This is a genomic window from Kitasatospora purpeofusca (genome assembly GCF_034043715.1).
GTDB classification, from domain to species: Bacteria; Actinomycetota; Actinomycetes; order Streptomycetales; family Streptomycetaceae; genus Kitasatospora; species Kitasatospora purpeofusca_A.
Window position 1 is genome coordinate 1 of the sequence record NZ_JAXCLC010000040.1, and the last position, 23,851, is coordinate 23,851.

The window sequence follows — 23,851 nt, forward strand, 5'->3', positions numbered from 1 at the left end:
GCCGGGGGCCCCGCGGGGGGGGCCGGCCCGCCCCCCCCCGCCGCCCCCACCACCCGGGCGCACGCACGTCACGGCCCGGACGGAACAGCGGCACGCCCTCGGTGGCGGGCAGGCCGCCGCAGGGCCTCACCGCCCTGCCACTCCCGGTTGTCGGGGAGGGAAGGCCGGCCGGGGAATGGGGGTACGAGCTGCGAATCATTGCGTTAGAGGCACATTCCGGAAGTCGCACCGGAGTCCCGCGGCCGGCCGGAGCGACAGTAACACCGGGGGGTGCGGGGGCCGCATCCGGTTTTCCGCCGGCCGCTCGCGCCCGCCCCCGGCCGCTCGGGCACGCCGTCGGCCGCTCGCGCCCGCCGCTCGGGCCGGGGCCCGGTCAGGCCGGGGCGCCGCGCAGCTCCAGCGTGCAGCACTTCACACTGCCGCCCGCCTTGAGCAGCTCCGTGACGTCGACCCCGATCGGCTCGAAGCCCCGCGCGCGCAGCCGCGCCGCCAGCCCGGCCGCCGCCTCCGGCAGCACCACCCGGCGGCCGTCCGAGACGGCGTTGAGGCCGAAGACGGCGGCGTCCTCGTCGGTGGCGAGCACCGCGCCCGGGTACAGCCCGGCCAGGGTGCGGCGGCTCTCGGGCGAGAAGGCGGCCGGGTAGTACATGATCTCGTCGTGGTCGAGCACCGCCAGCGCGGTGTCCAGGTGGTAGTAGCGCGGGTCGACCAGCTCCAGGGTGACCACGGGGCGGCCGAGGACGCGCTCCGTCTCGGCGTGCGCCCGGCGGTCGGTGCGGAAGCCGGTGCCGGCCAGGACGCGGTCGCCGGCCAGCAGGTAGTCGCCCTCGCCCTCGTTGGTGAACTCGGCCCGGTGCACCGCCCGGTAGCCGCGCGAGCGGAACCACTCCAGGTACGCCGGGGCCTCCTCCGCGCGCTCCTCGTGCCGGAACCGGGCGACCAGGGCGGTGCCGTCGACCACGGTCGCGCCGTTGGCCGCGAACACCATGTCGGGCAGGCCGGGGAGCGGCTCGATCAACTCGACGGTGTGGCCGAGCTGCTGGAACAGCGCGTACAGCTGCTCCCACTGGGCGACGGCGCGGTCGGCGTCGGTCGGCTTCGCCGGCTCCATCCACGGGTTGATCGAGTAGTCGACCGTGAAGTGCGTCGGACGGCACATCAGGTAGTGGCGCGGGCGGGCGGTACGGGACACGGGCGGTGGTCTTCCTTCCGGCGGGGTGGTGCGGGAGGGGCCGGGCGGGTGCGGGGTGCGCCCCGCCGGTTGCCCCGAGCGTGCCGGGCGCGGCGATCGCGGACGTGGCCGCGACATGCACGGTGATCGGACGGCGGCGGTCCAGCCGGGGTCGGCGAACGGTGGCGTCGGCGCAGGTCGGGGCGCCCCGGACCTCGCGAAGGGCGCGCGCTCCACGACACGCGGGCAGGAACGTGCCTGCGCGGCCGGTGCGGTGCGCTGCGGTGCACTGGCCCGGCCGGACACGCCGCGTCGACGAGGAGACCGCACGATGGGGACCAGCACGGGAACGGGGACCAGCACGGGAACGGGCACGAGTGCGGGAGCGGGCAGGGGCACCGGGACAGGAGCGGCGCCCGAGGCGGCCACCGGCCCGGTGCGCGTCCTGGACCCCTCGGGCGCGGCCTACCGCCGGGCGTTCGAACTGTTCCTCGCCGGAACGGACGAGAAGCCCCTCACCCACGCCCGGCTGACGGAGGTCGCCACCGGCCTGGACCGGCGCCGGGTGCTGCTGGACGTCGGCGCCGGCGAGGGCCGGACCACCGCCCACCTCGCGCAGTACTTCGAGCGCACGGTGGCGATCGAGCCCAGCGCGGCGATGCGCGAGCGGCTCCGCGCCGTCTGCCCGGACGCCCTCGTCCTGCCGGACCCGATCGACACGGCCGAACCGCCCGGGCCGGCGGACCTCGTCCACCTCTCCCACGTGCTCTACTACGTGCCGTCGGAGGACTGGCTGCGCACCGTCGGCCGGGTCCTGGACTGGGCGGCGCCCGGCGGGACGCTGCTGGTCGTGCTGCAGAACCCGGAGAGCCCCTGCATGCGGATGGCCGCGCACTTCACCGGCGTGCGCCACGACCTGCGGCCGCTGGCCGAGCAGTTGGCGGAACAGGGGCCGGAGTACGCGGTGGCCCTGGAGACCCTCGACCTGCGCTACCGGACGGACCGGCTGGCGGAGGCGGTGGACGTCGCCGAGTTCATGGTGAACGTGGCCGACCTGGCCGCCCTGGACCGGCTGCCGGACCGGGACGAACTGACCGCCTACGTCGAGCGCCACTTCGCCCGGCCGGACGGCGGCTACGCCATCGGCCACACCCAGGACATGCTGACGGTCCGCCGCGCCGCGCGCTGACGGCGCCGCCGCCCGGCCTGCGCCTTCGGGTCCGCCCGCCCCGGCCCGTCAGGCCCAGGGCAGCGCCGAGCGCGTGCGCCAGTACCGCTCGGCCGGTTCGGCGAGCGGCGCGAGTCCGGCCGACGCGGCCGGGTCCAGGGCGAGCCCGGCGGCGCCCAGGTTCGAGGCGAGCTGGCCGGTCGTGGCCGCGCCGGACAGCACCACGTCCGCCCAGGGCCGCGCGGCGACGGCCGCCAGCGCGAGGGCGTCGCAGGAGGCGCCGGTCCGGGCGGCGAGCTCGCGCAGGGCGGCGGTGTCCGGGCCGGTGGCGTGGCGGTCGGCGAGCCGGCCGTTGGCCATGCCCTCCTTGACCACGACGAGCAGGCCCGCCGCGTGCGCCTCGGCCAGCGCCGGTCCGGCCGAGGGCTCCAGCAGGTTCCAGGTCGACTGCACGGCGCCGAACAGCGGCCGGCCGTCCACCGTCACCGCCAGCGCCGCCCGGACCGCCGCCGCCTGCTCCGGGCCGCTGGTGGACAGGCCCACCCGCACGCCCTCGGCGGCCAGCGCGGCCAGCCGGGCGTGCAGCGCGGGGTCGGTGAGCGCGGGGCTGTCCGGCGTGACCGAGTGCACCAGGTAGACGTCCGGACGGCGTCCCAGCAGCGCGAGGCTCTCCCGCACCTGACGGTCGAAGACGGCCGTCGAGTGCTCCTTGACCTCGTGCACCGGCACGCCGGAGGCCCGCCAGTCGGCGGTGTACGTGTATCCCCACTTGCTGCCGACCGTCACCTCGGCCGCGGCCTGCGGCCGGGTGGCGAGCCAGGCGCCGAGGAACTCCTCCGCGCGGCCGTAGGAACGGGCGGTGTCGAAGTAGCGCACGCCGGCGGCGAAAGCGGCGTCGAGCAGGGCGTGGGTCCGCGCGCGCAGGGCGTCCACGGTGCGCTCGGCCGGGAGGTCGAGGTCGCGGCCGAGCGTGATGTACCCGGGCCGTCCGACGGCCGCGGTGCCCAACCCGAACCGCGCGATCGACGGTCCGGACGCTTCGGACACTCCGGTGGCGGCGTGGGCGGTCGGCATGGCGGGTCTCCATCGGCAGGTCGGCAGGGTCCATCCCCACCGCACTTTATCGGTCCCGCCGCCCCTGATCGGCCCCTGGCCTGCGGCGATACCCCCGGCGGCGGCCGGCCCCGGGCGGGTGCCTATGCTCCTGTGTCGAGTGTGCCGAATGAGCCGAAGCGGGGACCAGCGCGGGGAGGGCCGTCATGACCTACCGGATCGAACGGATCGGCCGGACGGACACGGACTGGGAGCGGATGCGGGAGGTGCGCCTCGCGCAGCTGCTGGACACCCCGATGGCGTTCCTGGAGACCTACGGGACGGCGTTGGCACACGGCGACGAGGAGTGGCACTCCCGGATCCGCCGGGTCAACGAGCCCGGCAGCGTCGGTCTGGCGGCCGTGCACGACGACGGCGCCGGGGCGGGGGAGTGGGTCGGGACGATGATCGGCTTCACGCCCGAGCCCGGGACGGCGCTGCTGGTCGGCGTCTGGGTCCACCCGGAGCACCGGGGCCGCGAGCGCGGGGTGACGGACACCATGCTGGACGCGATCATCGCCTGGGCCCGGGAGACGGGCGCGCGGCGCCTGCTGCTCACCGTGCACGAGGACAACGCCCGGGCCGCCGCCTTCTACCGGCGCCGGGGCTTCGAGTTCACCGGCGGCACCAAGCCCTACCCGCTGGACCCGGCCGCCCGCGAACTGGAGATGGCACTGCCGCTGGCCTGACCGGACCTCACCCGGTCCGCTACCCCACCTCCTCCTTTACCCCGTCACCGACCGGGCCTCCTCGGCGCTGTGCGCGGAGGCGAAGGTGAACGCTCGCGGCGAGGGCCCGTGCGCCCGCAGGTGCGCCAGCCGCTCCAACGCCTCGGCGACGCTCGGCCGGTGCCCGGCGGGCACCCACCAGAGCACCAGGTGCGCCTCGACGTGCCGTGCGAACCACTCCCGCCGACGCCGCATCGCCTCCAAGTGCCCGCTGCGGTAGGCGAATTCCCACAGCGCTTCCTGGCTCTCCCACACCGACAGGTTGACGACGACGTCCGCGCCCGCCGGGCGCAGGCCGGTGGCGTCGTCGGCGCCGTCCTCGACCAGCCGCCAGACGAAGCCGGGCGTTCCGTCAGCGGCGGCGTTGACCGGATCGAGCAGCTCGACGAACGGCGCGATCCGCGGGTCGTCGATCGGATGGAGCAGCGTGGCGACGTTGAGTTGGGCGAGCTGAGCGGGCTGAGTGGATCGAGCGGGCTGAGCGGATCGATCGCGCGGGGCAGGCCGGGACGAGGTCATGCCTCATCCCAGCACGGCCCGAGTTTCTATGTCAATCGTCATTGTTTTTAGAAGCTTCGACCACCACGCAGCACTCGCCCGGCCGGGCGTCCATCCGCGCCCGGAGCGGACCGTCCGCCCCCAACAGGCCCTCCAGCAACGCCAGGTTCATGCCGCAGACCAGCGGCGGGAACTGCTCCGCGACGGCGTGGAACGGGCAGTTGCGCATCCGGACCGCCGCCACCCCGTTGCCATCGTCACCGTCACCGTCACCGTCACGGTCATCGTCGCCGGCTCCCTCGCCCCGCACCGGATAGGGCTCGTAGCCGCGCGCGGCCAGCAGCTCCATCGCCCGGTCGAGGTCGCCGCAGGGCGCACCCGCTCCGCGCATCGCCTCCCCCCGGCGGCGCGCGGCCTCGCGGAGCGCGAGGTCCAGCCCGGCCGCCTCGGCCGCTCCGGCGAGCAGCTCGGCGGCGGTGCGGTAGTCACGGGCGGGCAGCGACACCGCGTACTCGGTACGCGCCCGGGTGTACACCTTGGCGGGGCGGCCCGCCCCCGGTCCCGAGCGGCCGGTCAGCCGGCGGCTGCCGCTCTCCAGCAGCCCGGCCTCGGTGAGCTTGTCGAGGTGGTGCGCGGCGAGCGTGCGGGCCACCCCCGCGGCCTCGGCGGCCTCGTTGCGCCCGACCTCGCGGCCCTGCGCCACCACGTACTCGTACAGTCGGCGCCGCACTGGGTCCTGCAGCACCGCGATCGCGTCGATGTCCTCCATCCGGCCATTCTAAGAACAACGCGAATCGCTGTTAGAAGCCCCGAGCCGCCGGAGGTCCCGCCGTCAGCAGCCCCGAGGCCCCGGTAGCCCCGCCGCTCAGGCGTAGTGGCCGCCCGTGGCGTCCGGTAGCGGGTCCGGCACTGCGTCCAGCAGCTGCGGTCCGTCGTTGCGGACGCTGTTCACCGCGGTCGCCACCGGCCGCACCAGCAGGTCGCCCGCCGGTGCGTGCAGCAGGCCGCGGACCTCGGCGGGGTCGGTGACGCTCGGGTCGAGCCAGGCGTCCAGGGCGTCGGTGGTGAGGGTGACCGGCATCCGGTCGTGGATCCGGCCGGCCGCGTCGGTCGCCTCGGTGGTCAGCACGGTGCAGGTCACCAGCCACGCGTCCGCGTCCTCGGGTGCCGTGCGGTCGCGCCAGAACTCGTACAGCCCGGCCATCAACAGCAGGCCGCCGTCCGGCCGGTGGAGGTAGTAGGGCTGCTTGTACCCCTTGCGTCCGTCCGCCGCCGGCACCGGACGCCACTCGAAGTACCCGTCGGCGGGGACCACGCAGCGCCGCTCCTTGAACGCCTTGCGGAACGCCGGCTTCTCGGCGGCCGTCTCCACCCGCGCGTTGATCATCCGTGCGCCGGAGCCCGGGTCCTTCGACCAGGACGGCACCAGTCCCCAGCGCAGCGACCGCACCTGGCGCGTGATCTCCCCGGTCTCCCGGTCGACCCGTTCCAGCACGCTCGCCACCTCGTCGGTCGGCGCGACGTTCCACGACGGCGCGAGCGCCTCCGCCGCCGGCCACAGCGAGGCGCGCAGCAGTTCCGCCAGATCGGGCGGGGTGGTGGTGGAGACGAATCGACCGCACATGCGCCTCATCCTGCCCCCACCGCGCCCCACGCGTCACGCATCGCCCCACCCCCGGCCGTCGCTCCAAGATCATCGAGCGGTAGGCTCCACCCGCAACACGACGCGAAGGGGAGCCAGTGGCGCGGGTTGCGGTGATCGGCGGAGGTATCGGCGGCCTGGGGGTCGCGCTCATGCTGGGACGGCGGGGACACGCCGTCACAGTGTTCGAGCAGGACGCGCGGGAAGCCGGGGAGGACCTGCACCGGGACTTCTTCCACTGGGACCGTCCCCGCGTCCCGCAGGCCGTCCAGCCCCACTCCCTGCTCGCACCGGTGCGCACGGTGCTGCACGCCGAGGCGCCGGACGTCTACGCGGACCTGCTGGCGCGCGGCGCCCGGGAGTACCACGAGTTCGACTGGTTCGACGAGCATCCGCCGCACCGGGCCGGCGACGAGGAACTGGTGACCCTCCGCACCCGCCGGATCGTGCTGGAGGCCGCCCTGGCCGCGGCCGTGCGGCGCGAGCCGACCGTCGAGGTGCGGCGCGGACGCCGGGTCGACGGCCTCACCTTCGCGGAGGGCCGCCCCGCCCGGGTCACCGGCGTCGCGGTCGGCGCCGGGACCCACCCGGCGGACCTGGTCGTCGACGCGGCCGGCCGCCGCTCCCCGGTCCCCGGACTGCTCGTCGCGGCAGGCTGCCGCCCGCCCGTGGTCGAGAGCCACCGCGCCGGGATCGCCTACCTGTGCCGCTGGTACCGCGTACGGGAGGACGGCCCCCGCGACCCGGGCCGGCTGCGGAACGGCTCGTCGACGCCGTTCGCGCTCGCCGGGGTCTTCCCCTCCGACAACGACACCTTCGCGGTGAACGTGGTGGTCTCCACCGCCGACCCGACCCGGGGCGCGCTCACCGACCCCGCCGTGTTCGAGGCCGTCGCCCGCAGCTTCCCCGCCACCGCGGCCTGGCTCGACCTGGCCGCCGAACCGCTGTCGGACGTCCTGGCGATGGCCGGCCTGGACAACCGCTGGACCTCCCTCGTCGACGACGAGGGCCCCGTCGTCACCGGACTGGTCAACGCCGGGGACAGCCTCGTCCACACCAACCCGACGCTCGGCCACGGCGCGGCCCTCGGCCTGCGCGCCGCCCAGTACCTCGCCGGCCACGTGGACGAGACGTCGGCGGACCCGGGCGGCTACCACGACTGGACGGTGCGGGCCCTGCGGCCCTGGTTCGACGCCCAGGTGGCCGCCGACCGGGTCGGCGCACAGCGCCTCGCCGAGAGTGCGGAGTCCGCGGACCGACGGGCCGCCGCCCTCGCCGCCTGCGCCTTGGACGATCCCGTCGTCATGCGGGCCCGCGCCCAGGTGCGGCACCTGCTGCGGACGCCCGGCGAGGCGTACGCGACCGACGAGGTCGACCGCAGCGTCACCGCCTGGCTGGCCGCCCGCCCGGACTTCGAGCCGACGCACGACGGCCCGACCCGCGCCCAGTGGGACGCCCTCGTCCCGGTCTGACGCCCTGACCGGTCCGCACGGTCCGCACGGTCCGCACGGTCCGTGGTCCATGCCGGTGTGCGAACGGCCGGTGCGCCCGAAGGAGCCGCGAGGCCCCCTGCTAGCCTCATCGGCATGATCATGACCAAGCGGGGGGCGGGCGGGCGGATGTCGGTGGAGTCGGAGGCCGGTCCGCAGCGGGCCCTGATCGCCGCCAGTTTCGTCAACCGGGTCGGCAACGGCCTCTTCAATGCCGCGTCCGTCCTCTACTTCACGCTCGTGGCACACCTGCCCGCCACCCAGGTCGGGGCGGGCCTGACGATCGCCGGCCTCTGCGGCCTGGCGGCCGGCATACCGGCCGGCAACCTGGCCGACCGGTACGGGCCGCGCCTGATCTGGCTGATCTCCTTCACCGTCCAGGCCGTCAGCATGGCCGCGTTCGTCCTCATCGACAGCTGGCTCGTGTTCGTCCTGCTCGCCACGGTGGACCGGCTGGCCGCCACGGCGGGCGGCGCCGCGGGCGGCGCGCTCATCGCCAGGGTCAGCGGTGAGCGGCCCGCCGCGTTCCGGGCCAGGCTCCGGACCTTCGTCAACCTCGGTGTGGTCACGGGCACCCTGGGCGCGGCCGTCGCCCTCCAGATCGACACCCGCGCCGCCTACACCGCGCTGATCCTCGCCAACGCCGCCAGCTTCGCCGGCGCCGCACTGGTCGTGCTGCTGGGCGTCCCCGCCTACCCGCCGCTGCCCCGGCCCGAGCAGCACCGCCGGTGGTCGGTCCTCGCCGACCGGCCGTACGTCTCCTTCGTCGCCCTCTACAGCGCCATGGGCCTGCAGTACCAGACCGTCTCGCTGCTCCTGCCGATCTGGCTCAGCGCCCACACCGACGCACCCCGCTGGACCGTGGCGGCGGTCTACGCGGTCAACAGCGGCGTCTGCGTGCTGCTCCAGAGCAGGCTCGGCTCCAAGGTGGAGACGCCCCGCCAGGGCGGTCGCGCCTTCCGCCTCGCCGGGCTCATGTTCCTCCTCAGCTGCCCGCTGATGGCCCTGACGGCCGACGTCCCCGCCTGGGCGGCGCCGGTGGCGGCCGTCCTCGCGGTGACCCTCCACAGCATCGGCGAGGTGTGGGAGTCCTCGGCCGGCTACGCCCTCGGCTTCGGCCTCGCGCCCGACCACGCCCAGGGCCAGTACCAGGGCCTCCTCGGCATCGGCTTCAACGCGGGCCAGGCTCTCGCCCCGGTGGTCCTGACCGGCGCCGTCCTCGGCCTCGGCCACACGGGCTGGCTGCTCCTCGGCCTCTTCTTCGCCGCCCTCGGCGTCGCCGGCACGCCCCTGGCCGGCTGGGCCGAGCGCACCCGCCCGGCACCCCCGGCACCCGCCGCTTCCGCCGGGGGCCCCGCCGAGGACTCCGCCGACTCCTCCGCCCGGCTCAGCTCCTGACGGACTCCGCGATCCGCCGGGCGGCCTGGGCGGGCGTGAGGTGCGTGGTGTCGACGACCTCGGCCTCCGCGTGCAGCCAGGTGCGGGCCGCCTCGGCGTAGGGCTCCAGATACCTGAGGCGGAACGGCGAGGGGCCGCCGAGTACGGTGTCCCCCTCGATCCGCCCGCGCAGGGTGTCCTGGTCGGCGTGGAGGACGAAGTGCCGCACGGGAATGCCGTGGTGGGCCAGGCCCGCCCCGATCTCGCGCCAGTACCGCTCGACCAGGACGGTCATCGGCATCACCAGGGTGCCCCCGGTGTAGTCGAGCACCCGCCGGGCGGTCTCCACCACGAGCGGCCGCCACGGCGGCCAGTGCTGGAAGTTGTCCGTGTCGGGCAGCCCCGGCGTGATGTCCATGAGTGTCTCGCCGACCTTCTCGGCGTCGAACACCCGCGAATCCGGAATCAGCGGCTGCACCAGCGCGGCCGTCGTCGTCTTGCCCGCACCGTGGGTGCCGTTGAGCCATACGATCATGCACCCGATCCTAGAGTGCGAAGCTGCCGGGGCCGGTCCCTCCGTCCGGGGTGCCAAGTCCCGGACTGTCCTCACCCGGTGTTCCGGACTCCGTCCGGGTTCGGGCCCGTCAGTTGTCCCCGACGGGCCGGAGATGGGCGTCCAGGAAGGCCCGGACGCCCGCCCCGTCGGTCGCCTCCGTCGTGGTGGCCACCGCTTCGCCGTCCAGGACGAGCACGAAGGTCGGCGCGCCCAGCACCTCGTACCGTGCGGTGGCCGCCGGGCAGCGCACGATGTCGGTGCGGACGACGGCGACGCGGCCCGCGTACTCGCGGGCCACGTCCTTGACCACCGGTTCCAGGTCCTTGCAGGCGGCGGCCCACACACCCCAGAAGTACGCGAGCACCGGACCGTCGACGTTCGCGAGCACGAAGTCGAATTCCGCGTCCTCCTTGGGATGGTGCACCCCGACTGCTGCCATGCGGTCTTCTCCTTCGTCTTCGTCTTCGTCGTCGCGACCGGCTCGCTCGCCGCCCCATTCTCCCTGGTCGGCGCTCCGCCGGCGGCACCCGTGCCTCCGGGCCCGGGCGCGAGCCGTCGGCTTCCTGCGCCACCCTCGTCGCCGACGCGATCTCCGCCTACCTCCTCGACGCGCTCGAGGTCGACGGCGCCGCCCGGAACACCTTCACTGCCACTGCCACCGCCGGCACCTGGAGCGTCTCCGGCAGGTGGAACCCGACCGGCCTCGGCCCGCCGCTACGCCTCCGCCTGCTGGTACAGCGTCACCAGGATGCCGTGCCGCGGCTCACCCTCCGGTTCCTCCTCCGCCTCGTCGACCAGCTCGGCCAGCGCCTTGGCGAGCCGGGCCGCCTTGGCCGGGCTGAGCCGGATGTGCCGCAGGGTCAGCAGATGGCCGACGGGGGAGCGCTCCAACTCCTGGGCGACGGCGCCGAACAGCGCGGCCGTCCCCTCCGCCTGAGGTCGGGCGACGACGAGCCGCTCGGCGGTCCGCCGGTAGTACTTCTCGGTGCCGCCGCGCACCTGTCGCGTTCCCGCCTCCTGGATCAGCCCCGCCTCGGACAGCACCCTGAGGTGATGGGAGACGCTGCCCTTGTTCACACCCAGCTGCGCGGCCAGCCGGCTGATCGTCGACGGCCGCCCGCTCAGCGCGAACATCAGGCGCTGGCGCGTGGGGTGGGCGATCGCGCTGTGCTGCTGGGGCGTGCTGATCTGCTGGACGCTCTGGTCCGATTGATGGCTCACCGGATCAAGCGTTAAGTATGTTTGACGCTTTGGCAAGCCGCTGGTCTACTCCCTGTCATGACCTCCACCACATCGTCACCCGCGTTGGACACCGTCGCCGTCGTCGAGTCGGTCGCCGACCTGGTCCGCGAGAAGTACGTCTTCCCCGACGTCGCCAGGGAACTGGCGGACCTGCTGCGCCGCCGGAGCGCCGAGGACTCCTACCGGGCCGGATCCGCCGAGGAGTTGGCCGACGCGGTCACCGCCGACCTGCGGTCCGTCAACGGCGACCTGCACCTGGCCCTCAAGCACCACACCGTGCCGGTGCCGCCGGAGCAGGGCGCGGCGGTGCTCGCCGCGATGCGGAGGAAGTTCGACGCCACCCTGGGCGGTGTTCCGCGCGTGGAACTCCTCGACGGCGGTGTCGCGGTGCTGGAGATCGCGTCCCACATGTTCCCGCTGGACTGGGCCGCGGGGCCGCTGGCCGCGGCGCTCTCGCTGGTGGCGCCGGCCGAGGCGCTCGTCCTGGACCTGCGCCGCAACCTCGGCGGCGACCCGGACACGGTGGCGTTCGTCTGCGGCTACCTGCTCGACGGCCGCACCCACCTCAACACCATGCTGTCGCGGCAGGGGGAGGTCGCCGAACAGTCCTGGACGCCCCCGTTCGTGCCGGGCGCCCGCTTCGGCGCCGACAAGCCGCTCTACGTCCTGACGAGCGGAAACACCTTCTCCGCGGGCGAGGAACTCGCCTACGACCTGCAGCAGCTCGGACGCGCCGAGGTCGTCGGCGAGACCACCCGCGGCGGCGCCCACCCGCGCGACGGCTGGACGGTGCACCCGCACCTGGAGCTCAGCGTGCCCATCGCCCGCGCGGTCAACCCGGTCTCGGGCACCAACTGGGAGGGCGCCGGCGTCCGCCCCGACGTCCCCTGCGCCGCCGAGGACGCGCTCGACCGCGCGCTCTCCCTGGCCGTGGCGCGCCTGGCCCGGTAACGCCCCGCCGGACGGTGCCCCGGGTCGCGTCCTGCGGACGACTCCGACTCGGCGCGCCGTTCCGTGAGTCCCGGCGGCGACGGCGGCGGCGCGCCGTTCCGTGAGCCCCGGCGGGGCCGGTGGCCGGCCGGTCTCAGAACGCCGTGCGGGTGTCGCTGCGGGCGTCACCGACCGGGAGTCGTTCGTCGTAGAGCCCGGCTCGGGCCGAGCGGCGCCATGGACGGGCGTAGCGGACGGCCATGCCGATGTCCTCGTCCTGCGGGTCGAGGTCGATGTCCGCGATCGCCAGGGCGGGGCGCCCGTCCGCGGGGCAGCGTGCCAGCCATCGTCCGCCGGGTGCCACGATCCCGGAAGGCACGGTGGCACTGAACTGCGCCGGGACCGAGTAGCCGAGCCAGTAGTTGTGGAGGATGCCGTATGCCTGGGCGACGCGGGCCCGGGACGCGTCGTCGACCATCACGGACAGCAGGACGCAGTCGACGTCCAGCCGCTCGTACTCGGCGAACACCTCCGGGAAGTTGGCCTCGATGCACAGCGCGAAGCCGAACCGGACGCCGTCCACCTCGACGACGAGCGGCTGCTGTCCCGGGGAGTAGAGGTAGGAGACCTCGGTGTGCGACAGGTACCGCTTGTCGTACCGTGCCACCGGCCGGCCGGCGTCGGAGACGATGTAGAGGCTGTTGTGCGGCCGGTTCGGCGGCGTGAGCGGGTGGATCGATCCGAACACCGTCCACAGGCCGAGCTTCCCCGCCAGCGCGGCGATCGACTCCGCCTCCTCGCGCAGGACGTCCCACGCCGCACGGCTCCAGTCGGCCGGCGCCCGCTCGCCGGCCGGACCGGTCGCCATCACGTGCTTGCTCGGGTAGGTGACCGCGCCCTCCGGGAACTGCGCCAGCCGTGCACCCGCCCCGGCGGCCTCGACCATCAGGGCCCGGATCCCCTGCCCGGCCGCCCGCAGCGCGCCCCGGTCCGTGGGGTCCTCCGGCACCGTGCTCTGCGCGACCGCGATCCGCAATGTCTTCGCCACGCCGCGGATGCTACGGCACACCGGAAGGGACGGCGGCCCCCCACATCACCAGGGAACGACGCCGGCGTCGTCGAAGAACCGCCCGGTCGGGCCGTCGTCGGGCAGGGTCGCGAGCCGGACGGCGATCGCCGCGCCCTGTTCGGGGGTGCGCACACCGCGGAAGCCGTTGAGGTCGGTCGCGACGTAGCCGGGGCAGCCGGCGTTGATCAGGATGTCGGTGCCGCTCAGCTCCCGGGCGTACTGGAGGGTGACGGCATTCAGGAACGCCTTCGACGGCGAGTACGCCGCGGACACCGGACCCGTGGTCAGCTCACCGGCGGGCCCCGACTGCAGGGTGAGGGAGCCGACACTGCTGGACATGTTCACGATCCGCGGTGAGGCGGAGCGGCGCAGCAGCGGCATCATCGCGTTGGTGACGCGGACGACGCCGATGACGTTGGTCTCCACGACCGTGCGGATGGTGGCGGGGTCGACGCGGGTGGGCTCCTGGGGCATGCCGCCGGTGATGGCCGCGTTGTTGACGAGTACGTCGAGGCGCCCGGCCTGTTCCTCGATCAGCCGTGCGGCGGCTGTCGCGCTCGCGTCGTCGGTCACGTCCAGCGGTACGCCGAACGCGTCGACGCCGGCCGCGCGCAGCTTCTCCACCGCGGCCCGGCGACGCTCGTCGTCGCGGGCGCCGACGCCGACGCTCCAGCCGAGGGCGCCCAGACCTGCGGCGATCTGGTAGCCGATTCCCTTGTTCGCGCCGGTGACCAGCGCAATCGTTCGTTCGCTCATGAGGACCATGCTGCTCTCGGGCCCCGGCGGAGGTCCAAGACCGATTGGGTGGGCAACGATACCTACCAGGTATTGATCCGGGGTACCGTGGCCGGATGGAGACCAGGGAACTGCGCTACTTCGTCACCGTCGCCGAGGAGTTGCACTTCGGGCGGGCCGCGCAGCGGCTCGGGATCGCACAGCCGCCGCTGTCCAGGGCGATCCAGCAGCTCGAACGCCGGCTCGGCGCGGCGCTGCTGGACCGGACCAGCCGCACCGTCACGTTGACCGAGGCCGGTTCGGTGCTGCTGGCCGAGGGCCGGTCGGCCCTCGACGCGGTCGAAGCGGCCGAGCGCCGGACCCGCCGCGCCGCCCTTGCCTCGACCGGTCGTCCCGGGCTGGTCCTGGTCACGAAGGCCAGCGCGTCCCGCGAACTGCTGGCGGAACTGCTGGACGCGTACGCCGCCGAACCCGGCGCCGTGGCCGTCGACGTCCTCCTGTGCGGCCCGGCCGAGCAGGAGCGGACTCTGCGCGAGGGCCGGGCCGATGTGGCGCTGCTGCACCGGCCGTTCGACTCGACGGCCGGGTTCCACACCGAAGAACTCGGCACGGAGGGCCAGGTCGCGGTCCTGCCGGCCGGGCATCCGCTCACCGGCCGGGACCATGTGCACCTGGCCGACATCACCGATCTGCCCGGTCTGCCCCTGCCGCGCTGGCCCTGCCCCGACGGCACCTATCCGCCCGGTCCCGGCCCACAGGTCCGCGACCACGCGCAACTGCTGCAACTCGTCGCGCTCGGCCGCGCTTGCGCGGTCTCGCCGGAGTCGTGCCGGGCCCAACTCCCCGACGACCTCGCCGCCGTGCCCGTGCTGGACGCGCCGAAGGTCACCACCGTGATCGCCTGGCCGCCGCACAGCCGGTCCAGGGCCGTCGCGGACCTGGTCCGGACCGCGACCCGTCTCCGGTAGTTCCCGTACGCCCGGCCGGGTCCCGGTCGCACCGCTCGCGGCTCGGCGGCCGTCGACCGCGAGAAAAACAAGCAGGCGTGATTGCTTTATCTTCCGGAGGGTGCCAGTGTGCTCACCGACGGCGATCGTTGGGCCACCTCTGGGGGTAGGCGTGCGAGTAGGGTCGGAAGCCGGGGTGGGCGACCGGGCGGTGTTGCGGGTCGGGAATGCTTCGGGGTTCTACGGGGACCGGTTCTCGGCGATGCGGGAGATGCTCACCGGTGGGCCGCTGGATGTGCTCACCGGGGACTATCTGGCCGAGTTGACGATGCTGATCCTGGCGCGGGACCGGTTGAAGGACCCCTCGCTCGGCTACGCGAAGACCTTTCTGCGGCAGCTGGAGGAGTGCCTCGGCCTGGCACTGGAACGCGGGGTGCGGATCGTCGTCAACGCGGGCGGGCTGAACCCCGCCCGACTGGCCGACGCGGTACGGGAGTTGGCGAAAAGCCAGGGGCTGGACCCGGCCGTCAGCCATGTCGAGGGTGACGACCTGCTGCCGCGCGGCAAAGAACTCGGCCTTCCTCAAGGGCTGCTGGCGGCCAACGCCTATCTGGGGGCGTTCGGTATCGCGGAGTGCCTGCGGCACGGCGCGGATGTGGTGGTGACCGGTCGGGTCACCGACGCGGCGCTGGTGGTCGGTCCGGCCGCCGCCCACTTCGGCTGGACCGCCGGGGACTTGGACGCGCTCGCGGGTGCCGTGGTGGCGGGACACGTGCTGGAGTGCGGCGCGCAGGCCACCGGCGGCAACTACGCGTTCTTCCGGGAGCACGACGTGACCCGGCCCGGCTTCCCGCTCGCCGAGATCCACGCGGACGGGTCGAGCGTCATCACCAAGCACCCGGGGACCGGCGGCGCGGTCACCGTCGGCACGGTGACCGCCCAACTCCTGTACGAGACCGGCGGTCCGCGCTACCTCGGTCCGGACGTCACCGCCCGTCTCGACACCGTCCGGCTGACCGGGGACGGGCCGGACCGGGTGCGGATCGACGGCGTGCGCGGCGAGGCGCCACCGGCCACCCTCAAGGCCGGGCTCAACCGGCTCGGCGGCCACCGCAACGAGGTGGTGTTCGTCCTCACCGGACTCGACATCGAGGCCAAGGCCGCCCTGGTACGGCGGCAGTTCGAGGAGGGGTTGGCGCCGGACCGGCGGCCGGCCGAACTGCGCTGGACACTGGCCCGCACCGACCACCCCGACGCCGCCACCGAGGAGGCCGCCTCCGCGCTGTTGCGACTCACCGCCAAGGACGGCGACCCGGCCCGGGTGGGGCGTGAACTCGGGCGGGTGGCCGTCGAGATGGGCCTGGCCGGCTGTCCGGGCTTCCACCTCACCGCCCCGCCGGGGCCGGGCGCGCCGTACGGGGTGTTCGAGGCCGCGTACCTCGCGGCGGGGCAGGTCGAGCACACCGCCGTACTGCCGGACGGGCGCCGGGTGACCGTCCCGCCCGCACCGGTCACCGCCACCACCCTGGCGGAGCCGGAGGAGGAGAGGCCGGAGGAGGAGAGGCCGGAGGAGGAGAGGCCGGAGGAGGAGAGGCCGGAACGGGAGGAGAGGCCGGAAGGGGAGGAGCCGGAAAGGCAAGAGGCGGAGGCCGGCGCTGCGGACCCCGGCCCCACCCGCCGCGCCCCGCTCGGCCTGGTGGCCGGTGCCCGCAGCGGCGACAAGGGCGGCGACGCCAACCTCGGCGTCTGGGCCAGGGACGAACCCGGCTGGCACTGGCTCTCCCGCACCCTCACCACCGAACGTCTCCGCGAACTCCTCCCGGAGACAGCGGAGTTGCCGATCACCCGGCACCTCCTGCCGAACCTCCGCGCGCTCAACTTCACCATCACCGGCCTGCTCGGCGAGGGCGTCGCCGCCCAGCACCGCTTCGACCCGCAGGCGAAGGCACTGGGGGAGTGGCTGCGCTCGCGCCGACTCGACATCCCGGAGGCACTGCTGTGACCGTCCTGCCCACCCGCCTCGACCCGGGCGGCGCCGAGTACACCGCGTTCCGGGAGGCGATGCTCGCCAAACTCGCCGAGCTGGACGGCGAGCACGCCAAGGCGCTGGCCGGCGGCGGCCCCAAGTACGTCGAACGCCACCGCAAGCGCGGCAAGCTGCTCGCCCGCGAGCGGATCGAGCTGCTGATCGACGAGGACTCGCCGTTCCTGGAACTCTCCCCGCTCGCCGCCTGGGGCAGCGACCACCCCGTCGGCGCCGCGCTGGTCACCGGCATCGGGGTGGTGGAAGGCGTCGAGTGCGTGATCACCGCCAACGACCCGACCGTGCGCGGCGGCGCCTCCAACCCGTGGACGCTGCGCAAGGCGCTGCGGGCCAACGAGATCGCCCTCACCAACCGGCTCCCGCTGGTGAACCTGGTCGAGTCCGGCGGCGCCGACCTGCCCAGCCAGAAGGAGATCTTCATCCCCGGCGGCGCGCTGTTCCGCGACCTCACCCGGCTCTCCGCCGCCGGAATCCCCACCGTCGCCGTCGTCTTCGGCAACTCCACGGCCGGCGGCGCCTATGTGCCCGGCATGTCCGACCACACCGTGATGGTCAAGGAACGGGCCAAGGTCTTCCTCGGCGGACCGCCGCTGGTGAAGATGGCCACCGGCGAGGAGTCCGACGACGAATCGCTCGGCGGCGCCGAGATGCACGCCCGGGTCTCCGGCCTGGCCGACCACTTCGCGCTGGACGAGCCGGACGCGCTGCGCCTGGCCCGCCGGATCGTCGCCCGGCTCAACCACCTCAAACCGGGCCCCGATCCGGACCGGTTCGCCGAGCCGCCGAAGTACGCCGAGGAGGAGTTGCTCGGCATCGTCCCCGGCGACCTCAAGGTCCCCTTCGACCCGCGCGAGGTGATCGCCCGGATCGTCGACGGCTCGGACTTCGACGAGTTCAAACCGCGCTACGGCGGCAGCCTCGCCACCGGCTGGGCCCGCCTGCACGGCTACCCGGTCGGCGTCCTGGCCAACGCGCAGGGCGTGCTGTTCAGCCAGGAGTCGCAGAAGGCCGCCCAGTTCATCCAGTTGGCGAACCAGCGGGCGGTCCCGCTGCTGTTCCTGCACAACACCACCGGCTACATGGTCGGCAAGGACTACGAGCAGGGCGGCATCATCAAGCACGGCGCGATGATGATCAACGCCGTCGCCAACTCGCGGGTGCCGCACCTGTCCGTGCTGATGGGCGCCTCGTACGGGGCGGGGCACTACGGCATGTGCGGGCGGGCCTACGAACCGAGGTTCCTGTTCGCCTGGCCGAGTGCCAAATCGGCGGTGATGGGACCGCAGCAACTGGCCGGGGTGCTGTCGATCGTCGCCCGGCAGTCGGCCGCGGCGAAGGGGCAGCCGTACGACGAGGACGCGGACGCCGCGATCCGGGCCATGGTGGAGCAGCAGATCGAGGCCGAGTCGCTGCCGGTGTTCCTGTCCGGCCGACTCTACGACGACGGGGTGATCGACCCGCGCGACACCCGCACCGTGCTCGGGCTCTGCCTCTCGGCGATCCACAACGCGCCGGTCGAGGGCGCACCCGGCTACGGCGTCTTCCGGATGTGAGGGAGCTTCCCGCGATGACCACCGACGACCCGCGCACCACCGACGACCCGCGCACCACCGACAGCCCACCGATCACCGATCCGCCGATCACCGATCCGTCCATCACCGATCCGCCCATCACCAGCCCGTCGATCACCAACCTGCTGGTCGCCAACCGGGGCGAGATCGCCCGCCGGATCTTCCGCACCTGCCGCGAACTCGGCATCGCCACCACCGCCGTGTACTCCGACCCGGACGCGGACGCCCCGCACGTCCGGGAGGCCGACACCGCCGTCCGGCTGCCCGGCGCCGCGCCCGCCGACACCTACCTGCGGATCGACCTGATCGTCCGCGCCGCGCTGGAGGCCGGCGCCGACGCCGTCCACCCCGGGTACGGATTCCTCTCCGAGAGCCCCGGGTTCGCGCAGGCCGTACTGGACGCCGGCCTGTGCTGGGTCGGGCCGCCGCCGGCCGCCATCGCCGCGATGGGTTCCAAGACCGCCGCCAAGCGCCTGATGGCCGAGGCCGGCGTGCCCGTGCTGGACGCGCTCGGCGCCCCGACCGAGGCCGACCTGCCGCTGCTGGTCAAGGCGGCCGCCGGCGGGGGCGGGCGCGGCATGCGGATCGTACGGGACCTCGCCGACCTGCCGGCCGCACTCGGCGCCGCCCGGGCGGAGGCCGCCAAGGCCTTCGGCTCGGACGAGGTGTTCTGCGAGCGCTACCTGCCCACCGGCCGGCATGTCGAGGTCCAGTTGCTGGCGGACGCGCACGGCACGGTCTGGGCGGTCGGCGACCGCGACTGCTCACTGCAGCGGCGCCACCAGAAGGTGATCGAGGAGGCGCCGGCCCCCGGCGTCCCGGACGACGTCCGCTCGGCACTGCACGCCGCGGCGGTGAGCGCGGCCCGGGCGATCGGCTACACCGGCGCCGGTACCGCCGAGTTCCTGCTCGCCGAGGACGGCCGGTTCTGGTTCCTGGAGATGAACACCCGGCTCCAGGTCGAGCACCCGGTCACCGAGGCCGTCACCGGACTGGACCTGGTCGCGCTCCAACTCGCCGTGGCGGAGGGGGAGAAGCTCCCCGGTCCGGACGCACCGCCGACCACCGGGCACGCCGTCGAGGCCCGGCTGTACGCGGAGGACCCGGCCAAGGACTGGCAGCCCGCCACCGGGACCCTCCACCGGCTCGAACTCGCCACCCGATACCACGAGTTCACCTCGACTGGCGAGACCGGCGGGACCGCCGGAACCGGCCTGCGGCTGGACTCCGGAGTCGCGCCCGGCGGCGAGATCACCCCGCACTACGACGCGATGCTCGCCAAGGTGATCGCCTGGGCGCCGACCCGCACGGCCGCCGCCCGGCGACTGGCGGACGCACTGTCCCGCGCGAAGGTCCACGGACCGGCCACCAACCGGGAGTTGCTGGTCCGGGCGCTGCGCCACCCGGCCTTCCTCGCCGGGCGGGTGCACACCGGCTTCCTGGCCGAGCACGCGGCCGGGCTCCTCGCGCCGGACAGCAAGGGCACCGGCCGCGCGGCGCTGGCCGCCGCCCTCGCCGAGGCGGCCGCCCGGTCCACCGCGCGGACCGGCGCACTGCCGTCGGGCTGGCGCAACCTGCCGTCCCAGCCGCAGGCCAGGCGCTACCGCACCGAGGACGGCGCGGAGGCGGTGGTCCGCTACCGGCTCACCCGGGACGGGCTGCGGGCCGACGAGTACCCCGGGGTGGCGCTGGTCGAGGCTTCCGCCGAGCGGGTCGTGCTGAGCGAGGGCGAGGTCCGGCGCGCCTACGAGGTCGCCCGCCACGGCGACCGGGTCTACGTCGACACGCCGTTCGGCTGCACCGTGCTCACGGCGCTCCCGCGCTTCCCCGACTCCGTCGGGCAGACCGACCCCGGCGCCCTGCTGGCCCCGATGCCGGGCACCGTCGTGCGCACCGGGGCCGAGGTCGGCGACACCGTCACCGCCGGACAGCCGCTGCTCTGGCTGGAGGCGATGAAGATGGAGCACAAGGTCACCGCCCCGGCCGACGGCGTTCTCGCCGAACTCCGGGCCGCCCCCGGGCAGCAGGTCGAACTCGGCACCCTGCTCGCCGTCGTGCACCCCGCGCCCTGACCGCGCCTCCTCCCACCGCGCCGCCCACCGCACCGCCCACCGCACCGCCCACCTCACCGCCCGCCGCAGTGGCCCACCCGGCACTCCCCGCCCCGCAATTCCCGCCCCGCAACCCCCGCCGAAGAACCGCCCGGAAGGACCAGCCATGTCCGCACCGCGCACCACCGCCCCCGGCAGCCAGCTGATCGAGACCCCGGAGCGCGTCGCCCTGCGCCGCGCCGTCGCCGACCTCGGCGGCCGCTACGGCTCCGCCTACTACCTCGCCAAGGCCCGCGCCGGCCGGCCCGCCGACGAACTCTGGGCCGAGGCCGGCAAGGCCGGCTACCTCGGCGTCAACCTCCCCGCGGAGTACGGCGGGGGCGGCGGCGGGATCACGGACCTCGCGATCGTCCTGGAGGAGCTCGGCACCGCGGGCTGCCCGCTGCTCCTGCTGATCGTCTCCCCGGCGATCTGCGGCACCGTGATCGCCCGTTACGGCACCGAGGAGCAGAAGCGGCACTGGCTGCCCGGTCTGGCCGACGGCAGCCGCCGGATGGCCTTCGGCATCACCGAGCCGGACGCCGGGTCCAATTCCCACCGGATCTCCACCGTGGCCCGCCGCGACGGCGAGGACTGGCTGCTGACCGGCCGCAAGGTGTTCGTCTCGGGCATCGACCACTGCGACGCGGTGCTGTTCGTCGCCCGCACCGAGGACGCCCGCACCGGAAAGCTGAAGCCCGCCCTGTTCGTCGTCCCGCGCGACACGCCCGGCTTCGAGTACCGGCCGATCCCGATGGAACTGGTCTCTCCCGAACGGCAGTTCCAGGTCTTCCTGGACGACGTGCGGCTGCCCGCCGAGGCGCTGGTCGGCGACGAGAACGCCGGGCTGCTGCAACTGTTCGCCGGCCTCAACCCCGAACGGATCATGACGGCGGCCTTCTCCCTCGGGCTGGCCCGGCAGGCGCTCGGCAAGGCCGTCGAGTACGCGCGCACCCGGGTCGTCTGGTCCACCCCGATCGGCGCCCACCAGGGGCTCGCGCACCCGCTGGCGCAGTGCGCGGTGGAGATCGAACTCGCCCGGCTGATGACCCAGAAGGCCGCGCTGCTCTACGACGAGGGCGAGGACGCCGCCGCCGGCGAGGCCGCCAACATGGCCAAGTACGCCGCCGGGGAGGCGGCCGCCCGGACCGTCGACCAGGCGGTGCAGACGCTCGGCGGCAACGGCCTCACCCAGGAGTACGGGCTGGGCGCGCTGCTCGCCGCCACCCGGGTGGGCCGGGTCGCCCCGGTCAGCCGCGAGATGGTGCTCAACTACGTGGCACAGCACACCCTCGGCCTGCCCAAGTCGTACTGAGCCGGACCGGGCCGGGCGGCGGCCGTCCCCCTCGGGCGCCGCCCGCCCGGATCCCCGGGCCCGCGCCCTCCGCCCTACGTCCCGCGCGCCCCTCCGCCCGGTTCCTCCCTGCGCCCCGCGCGCCCCTCCGTCCGATTCGTCCTCGAACAGATCGTCGCATCATCGTTCTGGCATCTGAGCGGATCCCGCCCGCCCCACCACCCCGGCGCACCGCCGCCCCGCCCCCACCTCGCGTTTCGCCATACCGCGCCACCCCTGCGCCCCGCGCGCTCCGCCAAACGTCCGTCACAGGGGCGCACCGACCGCCCACTGTCCGTATGCTCCTGTCCGCGCGCCGTACGGCCGGTCGCAAAGGACCTCCCGCCGGCCGCCCCGCCCCGCGCCAACTACCGCACAGGAGGCACGCCTTGGTGTTCCACAGCGAGTTCCCGGACGTCGGCATCGTCGACCTCGCCCTGCACGACGCCGTTCTCGGTGACGCCGAGCGCCACGGCGACCGGCCCGCCCTCATCGACGGGATCACCGGCGAGACGGTCAGTTACGCGCAACTCGTCCACGCCGTCGGCCGGGTCGCGGCCGGCCTCGCCGAAGCGGGCGTCCGCCAGGGCGACGTGGTGGCCCTGTTCAGCCCCAACAGCATCCGCTACCCGATGGCCTTCTTCGGCGCCACCCGGGCCGGCGCGACCGTCACCCCCGTCTCCTCCCTCACCACCCCCGGCGAACTCGCCGGCCAGCTCGCCGACAGCGGCGCGCGCTGGCTGCTGACCGTGTCGCCCTTCCTGCCCACCGCCCGCGCCGCCGCCGAGAAGCTCGCCGCCGAGGGCCGGGAACTCGCCGGGATCGTCGTCCTGGACGGCGCGGAGGGCCACCTCTCGCTCGCCGACCTGCTCGCCGCCACCGGGCCCGCGCCCACGATCGACCTCGACCCGGGCCGGGACATCGCCGTGCTGCCGTACTCCAGCGGCACCACCGGCCTGCCCAAGGGCGTCATGCTGACCCACCGGTCCATCGCCACCAACCTCGCCCAGACCGACGCCGTCTTCCGCCCCGAGGTGGGCGAGCGGGTACTCGCGGTACTCCCGTTCTTCCACATCTACGGGCTGGCCGCGCTGCTCAACCAGCCGCTGCGCTGCGGCGCCACCGTCGTCGTACTGCCCCGCTTCGACCTGGAGCAGTTCTGCCGCACCATCCAGGACCAGCGCGTGCAGTCCGTGCTCGCGGCCCCGCCGATCGTGCTGGCCCTCGCCAAGCACCCGCTGGTCGACGGGTTCGACCTGTCCTCGGTCGAGTACCTGCTGTGCGCCGCCGCCCCGCTCGACGGCGAACTCGCCGAGGCCTGCGCCCGCCGCCTCGGCCTGCCCCGGATCCTCCAGGGCTACGGCATGACCGAGCTGTCCCCGGTCAGCCACGTGATGTCCCCGGCGGACCCGGACCCCGCGCCGGGCTCGGTCGGCCGGATGCTGCCCTCCACCGAGCTGCGGGTCACCGCGCTGGACGGCGCCGGCGCCGACCTCGGGACCGGGCAGCGCGGCGAACTGCTGATCCGTGGCCCACAGGTGATGAAGGGCTACTTCGGCCGGCCGTCCGACACCGCCGCGACCGTCGACGCCGACGGCTGGCTGCACACCGGCGACATCGGCTTCGTCGACGACCGCGGCTACCTGCACATCGTCGACCGGGTCAAGGAGCTGATCAAGTACAAGGGGTACCAGGTCGCGCCCGCCGAACTCGAGGCGCTGCTGCTGAGCCACCCGCAGATCGCCGACGCGGCGGTGATCGGGGTACGCGACGCCGAGGGCACCGAGTGCCCCAAGGCCTTCGTGGTCCGGGCCCCCGGCAGCGCCCTCACCGAGCAGGAGGTCGCGGCCTTCGTGGCGGGCCAGGTCGCGCCGTACAAGAAGGTCCGGGCGGTGGAGTTCCTGGACGCCGTCCCGAAGTCGGCGGCGGGCAAGATCCTCCGCCGGGAACTGCGCGAGCGCGAGGCGGCCGCCACCGGCTGATCCCCCCGCGCACCGGCCCGGCCACCACCCCCACCCACCCGGCCGCACCGCCCCCGCCCCTTCCCGTGCCACCCGCACCGCCCCCACCACCCGCCCCCGCTCCCGCCCTTCCCGTGCCACCCGCCCCGTGCCCGCCGTCTGCGAGGATCGACCAGCCGCCCGCCCCCGCCCGGACAGGAACCGCCG

At 74.4% G+C, this 23,851-nt stretch carries 21 protein-coding genes; 11 read left to right on the forward strand and 10 right to left on the reverse strand.

Translation table 11 applies throughout. The features are described from left to right. Positions 1 to 373 precede the first annotated feature (373 nt). Positions 374 to 1,192: a dimethylargininase gene (ddaH, locus tag SM793_RS20925; protein WP_413816003.1), complete on the reverse strand. Its 819-nt coding sequence runs from the start codon at positions 1,190 to 1,192 to the stop codon at positions 374 to 376. A 310-nt stretch (positions 1,193 to 1,502) separates the two neighbouring features. Here ddaH and SM793_RS20930 point away from each other — a divergent pair, with 310 nt between their 5' ends. Beyond that, positions 1,503 to 2,360 carry a class I SAM-dependent methyltransferase gene (locus SM793_RS20930; RefSeq protein WP_320439760.1) on the forward strand — a complete coding sequence of 286 codons (858 nt, stop codon included), beginning with the start codon at positions 1,503 to 1,505 and terminating at the stop codon, positions 2,358 to 2,360. A 48-nt stretch (positions 2,361 to 2,408) separates the two neighbouring features. Here the strand turns inward: SM793_RS20930 and SM793_RS20935 are convergent, their stop codons facing one another. After that, positions 2,409 to 3,413, reverse strand: coding sequence for an aldo/keto reductase (locus SM793_RS20935; protein ID WP_320439761.1), 1,005 nt, complete (start codon positions 3,411 to 3,413; stop codon positions 2,409 to 2,411). A gap of 185 nt (positions 3,414 to 3,598) precedes the next feature. Here SM793_RS20935 and SM793_RS20940 point away from each other — a divergent pair, with 185 nt between their 5' ends. Then, on the forward strand, positions 3,599 to 4,120 hold the full coding sequence (locus SM793_RS20940; RefSeq protein WP_320439762.1) for a GNAT family N-acetyltransferase: 522 nt from the start codon (positions 3,599 to 3,601) through the stop codon (positions 4,118 to 4,120). 36 nt (positions 4,121 to 4,156) lie between these two features. Here SM793_RS20940 and SM793_RS20945 read toward each other — a convergent pair whose 3' ends face one another. From SM793_RS20945 to SM793_RS20955, 3 genes are all read right to left on the reverse strand, one after another. After that, positions 4,157 to 4,678: a DUF3291 domain-containing protein gene (locus SM793_RS20945; RefSeq protein WP_320439763.1), complete on the reverse strand. Its 522-nt coding sequence runs from the start codon at positions 4,676 to 4,678 to the stop codon at positions 4,157 to 4,159. 31 nt (positions 4,679 to 4,709) lie between these two features. Further along, on the reverse strand, positions 4,710 to 5,426 hold the full coding sequence (locus SM793_RS20950) for a helix-turn-helix transcriptional regulator (protein WP_320439764.1): 717 nt from the start codon (positions 5,424 to 5,426) through the stop codon (positions 4,710 to 4,712). A 96-nt stretch (positions 5,427 to 5,522) separates the two neighbouring features. Then, positions 5,523 to 6,281, reverse strand: a complete 759-nt coding sequence (locus tag SM793_RS20955; protein WP_320439765.1) for an SOS response-associated peptidase — start codon at positions 6,279 to 6,281, stop codon at positions 5,523 to 5,525. A gap of 116 nt (positions 6,282 to 6,397) precedes the next feature. Between SM793_RS20955 and SM793_RS20960 the strand changes: the two genes are divergently transcribed. Then, entirely contained in the window at positions 6,398 to 7,771 is a 1,374-nt protein-coding gene (locus SM793_RS20960) for an FAD-dependent oxidoreductase (RefSeq protein ID WP_320439766.1), read from the forward strand. A 114-nt stretch (positions 7,772 to 7,885) separates the two neighbouring features. Continuing rightward, positions 7,886 to 9,187 carry an MFS transporter gene (locus tag SM793_RS20965; protein ID WP_320439767.1) on the forward strand — a complete coding sequence of 434 codons (1,302 nt, stop codon included), beginning with the start codon at positions 7,886 to 7,888 and terminating at the stop codon, positions 9,185 to 9,187. Here SM793_RS20965 and SM793_RS20970 read toward each other — a convergent pair. From SM793_RS20970 to SM793_RS20980, 3 genes are all read right to left on the reverse strand, one after another. Further along, positions 9,177 to 9,701 carry an ATP-binding protein gene (locus tag SM793_RS20970; protein WP_320439768.1) on the reverse strand — a complete coding sequence of 175 codons (525 nt, stop codon included), beginning with the start codon at positions 9,699 to 9,701 and terminating at the stop codon, positions 9,177 to 9,179. The genes SM793_RS20965 and SM793_RS20970 overlap by 11 nt on opposite strands. Before the next feature lie 109 nt (positions 9,702 to 9,810). Beyond that, on the reverse strand, positions 9,811 to 10,161 hold the full coding sequence (locus SM793_RS20975; protein WP_320439769.1) for a thioredoxin family protein: 351 nt from the start codon (positions 10,159 to 10,161) through the stop codon (positions 9,811 to 9,813). A gap of 275 nt (positions 10,162 to 10,436) precedes the next feature. After that, a complete protein-coding gene (locus SM793_RS20980) occupies positions 10,437 to 10,943 on the reverse strand; it encodes a winged helix-turn-helix domain-containing protein (protein ID WP_320439770.1) in 507 nt (168 codons plus the stop codon). A gap of 57 nt (positions 10,944 to 11,000) precedes the next feature. Between SM793_RS20980 and SM793_RS20985 the strand changes: the two genes are divergently transcribed. Continuing rightward, positions 11,001 to 11,915 carry a S41 family peptidase gene (locus SM793_RS20985; protein WP_320439771.1) on the forward strand — a complete coding sequence of 305 codons (915 nt, stop codon included), beginning with the start codon at positions 11,001 to 11,003 and terminating at the stop codon, positions 11,913 to 11,915. Between the two features lie 133 nt (positions 11,916 to 12,048). Here SM793_RS20985 and SM793_RS20990 read toward each other — a convergent pair whose 3' ends face one another. Then, positions 12,049 to 12,942, reverse strand: a complete 894-nt coding sequence (locus SM793_RS20990) for a carbon-nitrogen hydrolase family protein (protein WP_320439772.1) — start codon at positions 12,940 to 12,942, stop codon at positions 12,049 to 12,051. A gap of 45 nt (positions 12,943 to 12,987) precedes the next feature. Then, entirely contained in the window at positions 12,988 to 13,719 is a 732-nt protein-coding gene (locus SM793_RS20995) for an SDR family oxidoreductase (RefSeq protein ID WP_320439773.1), read from the reverse strand. 95 nt (positions 13,720 to 13,814) lie between these two features. On the opposite strand from SM793_RS20995, the gene SM793_RS21000 reads away from it, so the two are divergent. The 6 genes from SM793_RS21000 (at position 13,815) to SM793_RS21025 (ending at position 23,665) form a co-directional block, all read left to right on the forward strand. Next, complete coding sequence (locus SM793_RS21000) at positions 13,815 to 14,666, forward strand: LysR family transcriptional regulator (protein WP_320439774.1); 852 nt, start codon at positions 13,815 to 13,817, stop codon at positions 14,664 to 14,666. A gap of 241 nt (positions 14,667 to 14,907) precedes the next feature. Next, the gene (locus SM793_RS21005; RefSeq protein WP_413816004.1) at positions 14,908 to 16,647 is read left to right on the forward strand and encodes an acyclic terpene utilization AtuA family protein; all 1,740 of its coding nucleotides are present in this window, start codon (positions 14,908 to 14,910) and stop codon (positions 16,645 to 16,647) included. Continuing rightward, positions 16,644 to 18,242 (forward strand): acyl-CoA carboxylase subunit beta, encoded by a 1,599-nt coding sequence (locus SM793_RS21010; RefSeq protein WP_320439775.1) that lies wholly within the window; start codon positions 16,644 to 16,646, stop codon positions 18,240 to 18,242. The genes SM793_RS21005 and SM793_RS21010 overlap by 4 nt, the downstream gene beginning before the upstream one ends. 14 nt (positions 18,243 to 18,256) lie before the next feature. Then, a complete protein-coding gene (locus SM793_RS21015; RefSeq protein ID WP_320439776.1) occupies positions 18,257 to 20,332 on the forward strand; it encodes a biotin carboxylase N-terminal domain-containing protein in 2,076 nt (691 codons plus the stop codon). Positions 20,333 to 20,477: 145 nt separating this feature from the next. Beyond that, positions 20,478 to 21,665 carry an acyl-CoA dehydrogenase family protein gene (locus tag SM793_RS21020; protein ID WP_320439777.1) on the forward strand — a complete coding sequence of 396 codons (1,188 nt, stop codon included), beginning with the start codon at positions 20,478 to 20,480 and terminating at the stop codon, positions 21,663 to 21,665. Positions 21,666 to 22,072: 407 nt separating this feature from the next. Then, complete coding sequence (locus tag SM793_RS21025; protein WP_320439778.1) at positions 22,073 to 23,665, forward strand: 4-coumarate--CoA ligase family protein; 1,593 nt, start codon at positions 22,073 to 22,075, stop codon at positions 23,663 to 23,665. Positions 23,666 to 23,851: the final 186 nt, after the last annotated feature.